The organism is Chitinophaga niabensis (assembly GCF_900129465.1).
Taxonomy (GTDB): Bacteria; Bacteroidota; Bacteroidia; order Chitinophagales; family Chitinophagaceae; genus Chitinophaga; species Chitinophaga niabensis.
Window position 1 is genome coordinate 399,305 of sequence record NZ_FSRA01000001.1, and the last position, 13,523, is coordinate 412,827.

General features: G+C 43.3%; 11 protein-coding genes. 10 read left to right on the forward strand and 1 reads right to left on the reverse strand.

All coding sequences use genetic code 11. The annotated features are described in order from the left end of the window. Nucleotides 1-3: 3 nt before the first annotated feature. The 8 genes from BUR42_RS01680 to BUR42_RS01715 all read left to right on the forward strand — a co-directional run bounded on the left by BUR42_RS01680 (nt 4) and on the right by BUR42_RS01715 (nt 10,197). Nucleotides 4-1,422: a hypothetical protein gene (locus tag BUR42_RS01680; protein WP_074237437.1), complete on the forward strand. Its 1,419-nt coding sequence runs from the start codon at nt 4-6 to the stop codon at nt 1,420-1,422. A gap of 11 nt (nt 1,423-1,433) precedes the next feature. Further along, on the forward strand, nt 1,434-2,216 hold the full coding sequence (locus tag BUR42_RS01685) for a caspase family protein (protein WP_074237438.1): 783 nt from the start codon (nt 1,434-1,436) through the stop codon (nt 2,214-2,216). Nucleotides 2,217-2,226: 10 nt separating this feature from the next. Further along, on the forward strand, nt 2,227-3,720 hold the full coding sequence (locus BUR42_RS01690) for a hypothetical protein (RefSeq protein ID WP_234979587.1): 1,494 nt from the start codon (nt 2,227-2,229) through the stop codon (nt 3,718-3,720). A 92-nt stretch (nt 3,721-3,812) separates the two neighbouring features. Next, nucleotides 3,813-4,379 (forward strand): Crp/Fnr family transcriptional regulator, encoded by a 567-nt coding sequence (locus BUR42_RS01695; RefSeq protein ID WP_074237440.1) that lies wholly within the window; start codon nt 3,813-3,815, stop codon nt 4,377-4,379. 188 nt (nt 4,380-4,567) lie between these two features. After that, nucleotides 4,568-5,722 (forward strand): ATP-binding protein, encoded by a 1,155-nt coding sequence (locus BUR42_RS01700; protein ID WP_074237441.1) that lies wholly within the window; start codon nt 4,568-4,570, stop codon nt 5,720-5,722. Between the two features lie 44 nt (nt 5,723-5,766). Then, a complete protein-coding gene (locus BUR42_RS01705; protein WP_074237442.1) occupies nt 5,767-8,586 on the forward strand; it encodes an SEL1-like repeat protein in 2,820 nt (939 codons plus the stop codon). Nucleotides 8,587-8,657: 71 nt separating this feature from the next. Further along, entirely contained in the window at nt 8,658-9,713 is a 1,056-nt protein-coding gene (locus tag BUR42_RS01710; RefSeq protein ID WP_074237443.1) for an oxidoreductase, read from the forward strand. 100 nt (nt 9,714-9,813) lie between these two features. Next, nucleotides 9,814-10,197 carry a DoxX family protein gene (locus BUR42_RS01715; RefSeq protein ID WP_074237444.1) on the forward strand — a complete coding sequence of 128 codons (384 nt, stop codon included), beginning with the start codon at nt 9,814-9,816 and terminating at the stop codon, nt 10,195-10,197. A gap of 57 nt (nt 10,198-10,254) precedes the next feature. On the opposite strand, the gene BUR42_RS01720 is transcribed toward BUR42_RS01715, so the two are convergent. Then, nucleotides 10,255-11,577, reverse strand: a complete 1,323-nt coding sequence (locus BUR42_RS01720) for a DUF3472 domain-containing protein (protein ID WP_074237445.1) — start codon at nt 11,575-11,577, stop codon at nt 10,255-10,257. Between the two features lie 218 nt (nt 11,578-11,795). On the opposite strand from BUR42_RS01720, the gene BUR42_RS01725 reads away from it, so the two are divergent. After that, the gene (locus BUR42_RS01725; RefSeq protein ID WP_074237446.1) at nt 11,796-12,350 is read left to right on the forward strand and encodes an RNA polymerase sigma-70 factor; all 555 of its coding nucleotides are present in this window, start codon (nt 11,796-11,798) and stop codon (nt 12,348-12,350) included. 56 nt (nt 12,351-12,406) lie between these two features. Continuing rightward, a complete protein-coding gene (locus BUR42_RS01730; RefSeq protein ID WP_074237447.1) occupies nt 12,407-13,483 on the forward strand; it encodes a FecR family protein in 1,077 nt (358 codons plus the stop codon). Nucleotides 13,484-13,523 lie beyond the last annotated feature (40 nt).

Genomic DNA, 13,523 nt, shown 5'->3' on the forward strand with positions numbered 1-13,523 from the left:
AACATGGAAGACAATACTCTCCCCTTCATCCCGGATCATAAAATAGCCTGGCTCTCGGCAGCAGGCGCCCTGGGATTTATTTTCGGCTGTATCATCCTCTTCATCGGACCTTCCCCCGATTTCCACGAGATCGTTTATGCTCCCAAGGCCATTGGCCTGAGGGCAGTTAATACCAGCATTGCAGGATACACGCACCAAATGGACAGCACACAAAAGTTGCTGGACAATTTAGTTATTGATAAAGGAGATACGGTTAAAACCAAACAAGCAGCGCTTTGGAAGAAAAAGAAGGAAAGCGACTCAGGGATCATTACAAAACTTACTCAATATAAGGAGTTATTTGAAGATTCTTCTCATATTGATACCACCACCTTTAATTTGTTGAACAAGGCATTACATTTCCACATCACACTGGAAGACCTGGTGTTATGGGATAAGGATTTTGCCAAACGGGGCTTTAAATGGGAAAGCCCGTACGTGAAAGGTTTCCTGAAAGATGCGGCTATCCCCTTCACCATGGAGGAAGATTCCATTTCATTTAAGGCAGTGCGGGCCTCCTCCAATATCGCTTTCATTACCCGGTATCCCATTACCGGTGTATGGATCATACTGGTACTGATCTTCTGTAGCTTCTGCCCTGTAGCCGCCGTCACCACCTTTTTCCTGAAAAAGAAGGCAGATGATCTGCTGGTTGTACCACCCGGTAAAAAGAACTACTTATACACCAGCATCATCGTGCTGTTGTTCATAGGCCTGTTGTTCTTAATTTGCCGCCTTACCTTTTATGATACCGGCATTGTAAAGGACCTCTATTTTATGCAGGGGCATACTTCATTTACTACATGGTTTGCCATCATAGGGGCTGTTTCCGGCGCCCTTTGCCTGGCTGGGTTTATTTATACTTCTTCCATGCTGGAAACACAGGCAAAACCTGTTATAAAGGCAAGGGAAGAGGCTGCAACGTTTAAGTTCGCAGGCAAAAGCGAAACGGAACTGTTAGCCACACAGCAGAAAGACGCAGTGAAGGAGCTTGACTGGAAAAAACTGTTCGGTATCTTTAATACCTATTTCATCCTTGCATCCATCATCCTTTCTTTAATGGTGTTGAATACAGGCACTTTGTACAGCCTGATCAACTCCCTTGATTTTGTTCGCATGCTCACAAATGATTGGGGGTACAGCCCCGTAAGAACGGATTTCCTGTACCTGTTCGGAGGTTTGTGTACCCTGGTGCTGCTGCTGGTCTATATCCCGGCCAGGATGCGCTTTGCAGAAACAGATATACCGGACCTCAAAACGGATGGGAAATTCTTCGAGTTCCTGAAAACCCCGTTCAAAAATTTCACCGGTATGCTTGCAGCTGCCTCTCCGCTGATCGTAAGTATTGTTCAGTCATTAATTGATCTTTTGTTTAAATCCTAAAAATTATCTCTATGCAAAAAGGAATCTCTTTACACATTGGCCTGAACCGTATTGATCCGGGACATTATTCAGATGTTTTCCCGATACTTAAAGGGCCGGAATTTGATGCCGAAGATATGCGTGCGATTGCTGAGAAGATGGGCTTCGATAATGAAAAAATATTAAACGCCGGGGCAACAAGGGAAGCTGTATTGAACAGGATCAGCCAGGCTGCCAATACCCTTGAAGCGGGTGATATTTTCCTGATCACTTTCTCCGGCCATGGAAGCAACCTGCCCGGGAAAGAAAAGGATGGTAAGGATGAAACATGGTGCCTGTACAACGGGCAGGTCCCGGATAATGAATTGTTCGATCGTTATTGTGAATTCAGGGAAGACGTGCGCATCCTGGTTATATCTGATAGCTGCCATAGCGGCACCGTTATTGAACTGCATGGAAACAGGGTGATCAAAAGTCTGCCGGACGAAACGCAAAAGTATACCTTTTTGTCGAACAAAGCTTTCTATGATAATATCAGGAACGCAGTCCGGGAAAGGAGTGAACAGGACCTGAAAGCCAGTATTAAACTCCTGGCCGCATGCCAGGATAACCAGGTAACAGAAGATGATGATTTTAACAGCGTGTATACCAGGGAACTGAAAAAAGTATGGCAGCAGGGAAGCTTCCAGGGAAATTACCAGCAGTTTCATAACGCATTACTTGCCCGCTTTGATAACACCCCGCAAATCCCCAACTATCTGATGTTAGGAAAATCCAACACTAAGTACGACAATCAAAGACCTTTTACAGTTTAATACCCCTTATATGAAAAAGAGCATTATACTCCTGTTTTGCATAATAATGGCAATAACAACATCTGCCCAAAAGAAACTCCGGATCAAAGGGACCCTGGTTACGAAAAGGAATATCCATTTTGTATTTTCCGGTGGTACGCTGGAATATTTTGTTCCGGAAATGGGAATGGATTCCAGGGGGCCCATTAAGGTGAGCAAACCCTTTGCCCTCAAGGACAATTATGCCAACCTGTACTTCGAATGGAAGAACCCCTTAAGATTTAAATACGCCTGGACGGACTCCGTGTATGATGATCCGGATAATGCCAAAGCCCGCGATTTCCTGACTTCTTTTATCGGATCATTCGGAACAGATATAACCAGTATCAATAAAACCAAGGGCGCCAGCGAAGGGGAGATCGAAAAAGCAGGAAAAGCCCCCAAATGCAAGTCCGGCAAATCAATTGACCTGAGTACTTCATTCTATGACGTAAACCTCACCACGGTATTGCTCATGGCAAGGATGGACCAATGCAACCTGACGGGTGAAGAAATTGATGCGATCAATTACCTGATCAAAGATCTGATCATCCTGGACGCTGAGCATAGTAACAATATTGCAGGTAAAGTAGAAGAGCATTTTAGCACACTCTATGCGATAGAAAAAATGCAGGAAGTGGAAACAAAGACCAACGACATAGAAAGCGAAATAGCCAAATACAATAAATCCCAGGAAAAAGAGAAGTCAGCACAGGAGGCCGTACTGCTTGGCCTCAAAAAATTAAAGATCGAAGATCCGGCCCTGAATACCATCTTAAAGAACGGTATGAGCCAGTTCGTAGAACGAACATCCGCAAAAATGAGGTCGGACAAAGTTTTGATAGCAAAACTGAAACCCCTCATAACAGAACTCAGGAACTCCATAAAGAATGCATCCAAAGACTTTCCCGGTTTTGTGAGGATTAGGAGTGTAGATCTGGAAGATGGAAAAGAAGCCGCTGTAACCTTGCTGCTCACTGAATACAAGTATGATGCAGAAAATAAGGAACTGGTAAAAAGTGCAGATCCCGTAAAAACAACCATGATCTTTACTAATTATGACCGTGTGGCGGTTTCTGTTAGTACAGGTTTGTTTTATGGAAGTACAAAACTTACAGGTTATGGTGTAAAACCTGCGGGCGAGGAGTTTGAAGTAGTAAGGGATGATATTGAGAAAAGCATGCCTGTTACCGCTGCTTTCCTCAACTTCAATGTAAGCCTTGGCTCGCAATGGATCTCCCCCTTAATCCAGATCGGAATGGACCCCACTAAAAAAAGACCCATGATGTTATTAGGAGGAGGGTTTTCCATACCAGCCGGGAGGATAGCATTATCAGCCGGAGGCATCTGGACCTGGGAGCAAAAGCTGAACAAACTGGCTGAAGGGCAAAAAATACCAAAGACCACAGACCTCGAAGCAGATGTTAAATACAGCTTTGATATGCAGCCGAAAGGCTGGTATATCGGTATCCAGTATAATTTCTGACAGAACGTTGTTAAGCCCAAAAAAAGGACTGTCCCTAACAGGGCAGTCCTTTGTGTTTGGAAATAATGTTTCTTTGCTGCAAAATCCGTCAGATGTCCGCTTTGTTGATAGATAGCATTCTGAAGCATGTGCCGCTGAGCGAAAAAGAGCAGCAGCGCATCCCTTCCTTTTTTCAATCCCTCCCTATCCGCAAACATCAGTTCCTGTTGCAGGAAGGCCAGGTCTGCAGGTACGAGTATTTTGTACTGAAAGGTTGCTGCCGCCAGTTTGAAATAGATGAGGAAGGAAGGGAGAATGTGTTGCAGTTCAGCGTGGAAGGATGGTGGATCTCAGACCTGGATAGCATGCTTACGCAACAGCCCTCCCTGTTTAATATTGATGTGCTGGAAAGCGGCGAAGTATTACAGATAGATAAAGCGAAACTGGATGAGCTGTTCAATGAGATCCCTGCTTTTGAACGTTATTACCGGATCATTTCCCAGAAAGCATTCATTGCATTGCAACGCAGGATCCTCTTCTTCCAGAAACCTGCATTGGAAAGATATGAGGAGTTTGTTAGCCGTTATCCTTTCCTTGAACAACGGTTGCCGCAGCATCAGGTAGCGGCTTATTTGGGGATTACAAAGGAGTCTTTGAGCCGGTTGAGGAGGGGTAAATAATAGGAGAACCCCAACTTGTTTTTATTCATTCATGCTGGAATATTTCCCCTGTATTTAATTCAACAATTACTTATTTTATTGATAAACAGTTGTTTAGAGCGGTTTATTCATTTTAGCTATAAATTTATAGTTATTTTATTTGGCTATAAATTTATAGCTATTTACATTTACGCCATAATTGGCTATTTATGAAAATGATAATTGGACCTGCGGCGGAAGGCGAGTTTTATTTCGCAAGACCTTATTTGAATGAGCGGTTTTGGAAGAAACTGAAAGAGTCTCATCATCTTTCGATTGCTGCGCCACGGAGGGTTGGTAAATCGTCTTTTATGATAAGTCTGCTTAAAAACGATAAAGAAGGATATCGTTGCATTTATATTATAACTGAATCAATTAATGAACCAAATGAATTCTTCAAAAAGGTATATAAAACATTGCTTGGGACATTAAATCATGGAGGGAAATTCAAACAGTTTTTTGAAGATGTATTCAAAAGGCTACAGATTACAAAGATTTCAATGACAGAAATTGAATTTGGCAGAAATGAAATTGATTATTATGAAGAGATATTGCTTTTATGCAGAGAGGTGAAAGAAAGTGATGAAAGAATTGTTCTGATGATTGATGAATTCTCCCAGACGCTGGAAAACATTATTATGGATCAGGGTAGGGAGGTTGCGAGGAATTTTTTGCATCAATGCAGAGAACTTCGTCAGGATTTAAATGTGAAATCGAAGATCAGTTTTGTCTATACCGGATCCATTGGGTTGGAGAACCTGGTGTTATCTATTGATGAACCAAGATCAATTACTGATATCGGCCATTTTAGTATCCCTCCATTTTCGAGTAAGGAAGCAAACGATTTGATTACGCAGATAGTTGACGGCGATCCAATTCTCTTTGAGAAAGAGGAACGGATGTATTTTCTGGAAAAAATGAACTGGTTGCTGCCATATTTTATCCAGGTGATGATGGGCGAAATAGAAAGTATTTGTAAAGAGGAGGAGAACCAAAAAATTACCAGGGGGATAATTGATCTGGCATTTGAAAGAGCCTTAGGAAATCGCAGTTATTTTGAACATTGGCTAACAAGGTTAAGGAGCATCTTTAAAGGATTTGATTTTAGTTTTGCAAAAGAAGTGCTGAATAAGGCTGCTGTTAACAAAGGCATTGATTATTTTGAATTGGAAGACACTATAGTAAAGTTCAATATTAATGATGCTGCTCCGCTTGTGAATATTCTGCAACATGATGGTTACTTCGTAAAAGATGAGCCAAACAGGATTTATAGATTTAACTCACCTCTCTTGCAAGCCTGGTGGATTAGGAATGTAGTGATATAATTGATGATCCCGGGATATTTCTTTTTACGCTAAAAAAACAAATAATGGAAGCTCTCAAAGGCCTTTATCATGCAGACAAATTGGATGAGAAATCCTTTATTGAAAATTTTACAATCAGAATAAAAGAGTTTCAATTGATAGCTGACAACCTGTTGCAGCAGAAGAAAAAGCCCTTGCAACATTTTTTAATAACAGGAAAAAGGGGGATGGGAAAATCGACCTTGTTGAGACGGGTCTATATTGAGGCGGCAAAGCCACCAATAAGTGAAAAGTTGTTTGCGGTAAGGCTTGGGGCAGAGCAATACCGGCTGAGCCGCCTTTTCAAATTATGGGAAATGGTCATAGAGCAACTTGGTAATGATGAGCCGGAATTGTTGAAACAGAAAGAGAGTTTAGGGAAGAGCAGACAGTATGAGGATAATCTTGTATTTATTATTAATGACTACCTGACGAAAACCGGTAAAACACTATTATTGCTGATAGATAATTTTGATCAGTTTATCGATAAGATCCCTATGAAAGATCAGCATGTACTGCGGGAGATACTGATTGTCTATCCAATACAGGTTATTGGTAATGCTGTTTTTTATAATGAGCATTTTAAGAGTTATACCCATCCATTCTTTGATTTTTTTAAGCCTGTTCATCTCGATAACCTTAACAAGGAAGAGGCCAGGGAGTTTATTAAAAGCAGGGCCATTGGAGAAGGTATTGAAAACTTCGAAGAAATATATAAATATCAAAAAGGTAAGATCAATGCGCTGAGAATCCTAAGTGGTGGCGTGCCAAGAACACTCCTCATTTTATTAAGTATCGTTTCCAGGAGAAACACCGGGAACGCAGTTGATTACCTTCATGAAATGATAGAATTGGTAACGCCGCTCTATCAGGACCGGATGAAAGCGCTTTCCCCTCAGCAACAGGAAATAATGCACAGCCTGGCCATGCGGTGGGATAAAACGCCCGTGAAAGAACTGGCGACTGAAATGAGGGTGCCCAGTAAAAGCATTTCCGCTCAGTTGGTGCAGTTGGAGAAGAGTGGTTATATTAAGAAGATAGATGTACCAGGCCGTAATCATTACTATGAGATTGATGAACGTTTTTTTAACATATGGTTATTAATGAGTGAGGCTGCTCCATATGACACCAGGAGGGTTATATGGTTAACGAAGTGGCTGGATGCTTATTATACTAATAAGGAACTTAAGGGCTTCGCAAAGTTTTGTCAAACTGGATTGAAGGAAACTAAACCGGGAAACAGATTTTTGATTGCTCAGGCGTTAAGCGAAAGTGTGAAATTAGAATGGGGGCATAAAAAAAAATTGATACATGAAATGTTAGAGGATTTAAAAGATGAGATGTCTGACGTTAGAATTTGGGTTGATAATTATAACAAGAAGTTAACGAAGGAGGAACTCTCATTAAAAAAGGAGATTTTAAACCTTATGAAGATACTGGATTTTGAAGGCGCTCTGAACAAATTGGGTATTTTGGAGAAAATAGATGAGGCTTATGCTATAGATCTAAAGGGTTTTCTGTATGCAAAGAAAGGTGATTGGGTTACTGCGGAGAGATATTTATTAATATCAGCCGATAGAAATAATGTGAATGCTATGGCTATGCTAGGGCTACTATATCAAATCAATGGGAAAGATATGGCAAGCGCCGAAAAATATAGCCTGATGGCAGTGGAGAAGGGCAATATGGGGGCCTTGGATAATCTAGCTCATTTTTATTTAAATGTTAAAAAGGATATTGCAGGTGCGGAGAAGTATTACCAAATGGCCGCAGAAAATGGTAGCGTGAATGCTATGCTTAATCTGGGGTTTTTATATGAGCGGGAGAAAATAGATATTCCAGGTGCTGAAAAGTATTACCTGATGGCGGTGGAAAAAGATAGTACGAAAGCTATGGTTGGTCTTGCAAATTTATATTTGCAGGAAAAAGAAGACATAGCAGGTGCAGAGAAATACTATTCAATGGCAATGGAAAAAGGAGATGTGAGCGCTGTAACTTATCTTGGGTATCTATACGCTCGTAATAAAAAGGATATATCTGGTGCAGAAAAATATTTTCTGATAGCTTCTGAAAAGGGTGATTCGGAAGCCATGGTTGCACTTGGGTACCTTTACGTGCATGATAAGAAAGATATAGAGGAAGCCGAAAGATATCTTCTGATGGCGCTAAAAGCGGATAATGTGAATGCCATGTTTGATCTTGGACTTTTATATGATGAGTATAAAGACGATGTAGCAGGTGCAGAAAAATATTACCTTATGGCAGTAGATGAAGGAGATGCAAAAGCTATGATTAATCTCGGGCTCTTGTATGAAGAAAAAAAGAAAGATGTTGCGAATGCCGAAAAATATTATCAGATGGCGATAGATCACAACATGCCCCATGCCATGAGTAATTTGGCCAATTTATATTTTGAGATGAATAGCGATAGCCGGAAAAGTAGGGCGCTTGAATTATCTGGTAAAGCTGTAGCGTTGACGGATCATTCTGATATTATAGCATTATACATTCACGTAGGAATTCTTTTGTGGAATGAAAAAGCAAGGGAGGCCGGAAAATTGATAACAGATATTTTGCAGGGGCCCTTTCACTCAGATGATAACATGAAATACATTTCGGAATCATTGCAGTACTTCTTAGTGTTCAAACAGAAACAGTTCCTGCATAAACTATTTTCATCTAACGCAGAATGGATTGACCGCTATAAGCCGATATATTATGCGCTGCTATCCGAAATGCAAGATGAATATCTCAAAGATTATCTTAAAATGACGTCAGAATTAGAAGAACCTGTAAAAGCGATTCAGGATTTCATATTTAAGGAACGGAAAAGACTCGGCATCTAACTAACCCACATCACACCAATTTATTACCAAATGATAATGGCAAAAGGTACCGAACGTACCAACTTTGCCATATGATACTCGAAACATTTAACATCAGCAAAACCCACCAGGTAAAGAACAGAACAGTAGTAGCTCCCATGAGCCGTGTAAGCACTGCCCTGGACGGAATACCCACGCCCGCTATGTTTGATTATTATGAAAAGTTCGCCCGTGGCGGCTTTGGCATGATCATCACAGAAGGTTTGTATACAGATACAATAGCCAGCCAGTCATATCCCAATCAGCCGGGCATTGTTACACCGGAACAGGTAGCAGCCTGGGCCGCAATGGTACCTGAAATTAAAGCACATGGTGCTTTATTCATCGGACAGTTTATGCATGGCGGTGGCATATCACAACATCATCAACATACACTGGCACCTTCAGCCATACAACCTTTAGGTAAAAAGATGGGCTCGTACGGTGGGGGAGATGGCCCTTTCCCTTTTCCTGCAGAGATGACCATTGACGATATTAAAAACATCATAGCGGAACATGCCGCCTCAGCCAAACGTGCTGTGCAGGCCGGCTTTGATGGTATAGAGATCCATGCGGCCAATGGTTACCTCCTGGACCAGTTCCTGACTGATTATACGAACATAAGGCAGGATGCATATGGTGGCTCCATCCCAAACAGGTTCCGCATCATTGCAGAGATCATCACAGCAATAAAAACAGCCGTGCCCGAAGGATTTATTATCGGGCTAAGGTTATCAGAAGGCAAAGTGAACAACTTCACTCACCGGTTTCCGGGAGGTGCAGCTACGGCAAAGGCTATACTGGAAGAAGTGAAAAAAGCGGATATCTCTTACGTGCATATTTCCGGTGAAGGCGGATCATGGGAAAGCACCGGCTTTTATGAAACAGGGGAATCCTTTACCGGCCTCGCAAAACAGATCACTGGCAAACCAGTAATAGCTAATGGCGGCCTGCAGGAAGTATCTGTTGCAAAACGTGTATTAACAGAAGGGCATGCAGACCTTATTGCTTTGGCCAAAGGTGCACTTGCCAATCCGGATTGGCCTCAGCGTGTGAGTAAAGGAGAAGTGATAAGGCCTTTTGAACGTTGGATGTATACAAGTTTATAATTGTCGCAGGAAGCCCCTTATAATGTCGGATTCTCCCTGCCTGTATCCCAAACAATGCCTGTAAGTTTGTGTTATCATTTAATCAATAAAACCTCTAACAATGACAACGCAGCAAAAACCTGGAGCAGCTATTTGGACAGGCAGGATCATCAGTATCCTCGTCATACTTTTTAACCTTGTAGATGCAGGAATGAAAGTAGTTAAAGCGGATGTTTCCGTAAAAGGATCTGTAGCACTTCAATGGCCGGAAAATATGGTAATGGGCATCGGTATTGCACTTTTGATCGCTACCATTCTTTATGCCATTCCCCGTACAGCCGTTTTAGGCGCTATCCTTACCACTGCTTACCTCGGAGGTGCAGTAGCCGTGATGGCAAGGCTGGAAGCACCTTATTGGTTCCCTGTGCTCTTTGGTATCCTTACCTGGGCAGGACTGTACTTACGTGATCCACAGGTCCGCGCGCTCATTCCCCTGCATAAATAAAAAGAATGGCCGTAAAAGCGGCCATTCTTTTTATATGTTCTAACCGGCATGGATACCCTAGGGCAATGTAGTGAGGTTAACGGTAGGAGCCGTACCCGTAGCAGTTCTGGTGAACGTGGTACCATAAGCCGTATTGGTGGCAAAGAAACCTCCGTTCTGCAGATAGAAACTACCTGCATCCAGCCCGCCGGCATAATCACGCCGCTGATCGTTTGTTCCGGTTGCATCTGTTGTGAACCGTCCCTGGGTAAGCTCTACCCAACTTCCGCTTGTATTATAGATCCACTGATTATTGTAACGGACCTTTCTGCCCAGGTATCCGCGCGTATCAGCAAAATTTTCAAGGAAGGAATGAGCGCCGGTATAATAGGTAACTAAGTTTGGCCGCTTCCAGGTAGCGATAAACCGCCAGGAGCTGGTTTCGGGTGTATAGATCCAGGAAGAGAACAACGAAGCACCTGTGCCATCAGGCCTGATGCGTGTGAGGAACTTATAAGTTGTTCCCGCCTGCCAGTTGAAGATCAGGTAACTCTGGCCACCCGTACCTTCACCCCCGAATGCATTATCTACCACATTGGGACCTTTTGTTACCAGTGTTGTTTGACCCTGGCCTGCCGGAGGGTCCCATACGGAAAACAATACCCTTCTCTCAGTAGCGCTGTTCACCTGGATGCCAAAGTATCCCTGGGAAAAACCGTTGCTCATAAAATAAGAACCGATCTTGTCTTCTCCCGAAGGTATCGTCATTTCATTATAGAACCATTCTGCGGTATTACCTGCAGGGATCGTGTAGCCCATATGTACAGATGGCCCGCGGCGGCTCCAGTAATAATTGGCGGCATCACTCGCATAGGTAACATTGTTGGCAGTAGCGGCGCCGCTGATTATAATATCGGATACATCGCCGAAGTAACTGCCGGTTTTACTGATGCCCTGCAGATCTACCCGTACATATCCTGCTGCGCCGACAGTTACTGAGCCGATAGAATGAGTGGCATAAGCATTGCCGGTAATGGATTTGGTGAATGGTGTACCGTTTACCGTTACACGAATGCTGCTGGTACCCGATGGCACTTTTGCACGAATGGATATATTCAGGGTGCCGGTCAGCGACAGGCGGAACCAGGCGCTTGTAATACTGGCTGCGTTGGTCCAGTTACCGAGACCATTGCCGGTGATCACTTCCGAGCCGCCGGAAGCCAGTGTGGTCACATAACCATTCCCGGCCAGGGGTACGGAATAACTTGATGCTGGTGGCAGAACGGACAGTCCATTGTCCAAACGTTCAACCGGGATTGTGCTTTCTTTTCCTTTGCTGCAGGAGAAAAATAAGGTACATAGAAGAATAGTGCAGCTGCTTAACAGGGTGCTGATTTTCATGATTTTGGTAATTTTTGGGTTGCGAATAAAGAGTAGCCGGGCTGCCGGTAAAACATACAATACACTTACAGGACAATGCAGCCGGTAAAAAGGGGCTATTGAACACCGAAAAAAAAGGATAAGATTAGCTAGCAAATAGGCAAAAAAAGCTTAGTCCGTTTCCGCCTATCTTAGTAACTATGCATTGAGCTAACGTTAACAGGGCGAGGTCCCCTTACATGGATATTACTTTACTTCAGGAACAAATAGCCATTTTCCGCAATGAAGGGGCTTATAAACAGCTATTCCTCCATTTCTACAAAGGTTTGGTGCGGTTTACGGATACCTATGTCCGGCAGAATGAAGTAGCGGAAGAGATCGTATCCGACGCTATGCTGAAAGTATGGACCATGAAGGAAGGCCTGCTTGGTGTACATAACCTGAAAGTCTATCTCTTTACGGCTGTTAAGAATGCCGCCATCAACTACCTCGTTAAGAACCGCAACTACACCACCTGGGATATTGATAATATTGCCCCTGGAACATTTGTGTCCTATCTCACACCGGAGCAGGTAACCATCAGCAGGGAATTAAAGAACGATTTTGCGAAAGCCATCCGGGCTTTACCCCCCAAATGCCAGATGGTCTACAAGCTGGTAAGAGAAGAAAGCTTTACCTATAAAGAAGTGGCCGCCATTATGGAGATCTCCGAAAATACGGTAGATCGCCACCTTAATATTGCCATGCGCCGCCTGGCGGATGTGTTTAAATCCTACCGCAGCAGTACCCTCTAAAAAAACTTTCGGTTCAATTGGGGAGTTCTTCCCCCGATCTTGTCTTATTAGTGATCATGCAGGAGGAACGCTTTTATTATTTAGTAAGCAGGACCTTGTCCGGAAGTGTTAGCGAACCTGAAAAGGCCGAGCTGCAGCAGCTTATTCTTGAAGATGAAAGGCTGTGGATATTGTATTTACAGATCTTTCCCGAACAGAAGGAAACGGAGGAAGAAGACCAGTCTGAGGCCTTGCAGGCTTATACTGCCCATTTTACAAAAATGCAGATAGCCGGCCATTTCGGGGAAAATACCCTGGAAGAACAGCCGCCCCGCCGCCTTAGAAGAAACCTTTTAATGGCTGCTTCCGTATTAATTACATTGATGCTGGGTGGCTGGTGGTTATGGTCTGCAATTCCCGCAAAGAAAAGCGAGGTAGCCAGCCGGGAAGTGAAAACACCCAAAGGGTCTCAATCCTATCTTACCTTACCTGATGGAACGGAAGTATGGCTGAACGCCAATAGTAAGATCGTTTACGACAATGATTTTAATCAATCTGCACGGAATGTACAATTGATAGGGGAAGCCTATTTTAAAGTAGCTAAGGACCAGGACAAGCCATTTACCATCCAGGCCGGAGGTTTGAAAGTAAAAGTGCTGGGCACTGTTTTCAACCTGCGATCTTACCCGGATGAAGAAAACATAGAAACCACTTTAGTCAGCGGGTCCGTAGCGATCACGCTGGACGATCAGCCCGGTAATACCATTCAACTGAAACCCGGCGAAAAACTGAGCGTACACAACAGGGTCAGTACCAGCCCATTGATCACCCGGCGCATAGTGGACAGCCTGGATACGCCCGAAGCCCCCCTTTTATTACTCAGCAAGATCCGCGTGGACCCATTGGACAGTACACTGCTGGATGCTGCATGGAAAGAAGGCAAACTGGTGTTTGACGGGGAGGAGTTTGGCAAGGTGGCATCCAAACTGGAGAAGTGGTATAATATAACCGTTATAGTAGAGAACGAAAATTTATATAACACCAGCTTTACAGGAGTATTCGGAAAGAAGTCGCTGGTAAAGGTGCTGAACGCGCTACAGGCAACGGGAAAACTAACCTACAGGCAGGAGAACGACACGGTGTATGTGCACTAATGAAATGATCGCTGAACCAATTTCACGTTTATATATGATG

Bases quoted from the DNA above. Each gene is read 5' to 3' on its own strand.
- BUR42_RS01680 (WP_074237437.1), top strand. From the start codon at position 4: ATGGAAGACAATACTCTCCCCTTCATCCCGGATCATAAAATAGCCTGG.
- BUR42_RS01685 (WP_074237438.1), top strand. From the start codon at position 1,434: ATGCAAAAAGGAATCTCTTTACACATTGGCCTGAACCGTATTGATCCG.
- BUR42_RS01690 (WP_234979587.1), top strand. From the start codon at position 2,227: ATGAAAAAGAGCATTATACTCCTGTTTTGCATAATAATGGCAATAACA.
- BUR42_RS01695 (WP_074237440.1), top strand. From the start codon at position 3,813: ATGTCCGCTTTGTTGATAGATAGCATTCTGAAGCATGTGCCGCTGAGC.
- BUR42_RS01700 (WP_074237441.1), top strand. From the start codon at position 4,568: ATGAAAATGATAATTGGACCTGCGGCGGAAGGCGAGTTTTATTTCGCA.
- BUR42_RS01705 (WP_074237442.1), top strand. From the start codon at position 5,767: ATGGAAGCTCTCAAAGGCCTTTATCATGCAGACAAATTGGATGAGAAA.
- BUR42_RS01710 (WP_074237443.1), top strand. From the start codon at position 8,658: ATGATACTCGAAACATTTAACATCAGCAAAACCCACCAGGTAAAGAAC.
- BUR42_RS01715 (WP_074237444.1), top strand. From the start codon at position 9,814: ATGACAACGCAGCAAAAACCTGGAGCAGCTATTTGGACAGGCAGGATC.
- BUR42_RS01720 (WP_074237445.1), bottom strand. From the start codon at position 11,577: ATGAAAATCAGCACCCTGTTAAGCAGCTGCACTATTCTTCTATGTACC.
- BUR42_RS01725 (WP_074237446.1), top strand. From the start codon at position 11,796: ATGGATATTACTTTACTTCAGGAACAAATAGCCATTTTCCGCAATGAA.
- BUR42_RS01730 (WP_074237447.1), top strand. From the start codon at position 12,407: ATGCAGGAGGAACGCTTTTATTATTTAGTAAGCAGGACCTTGTCCGGA.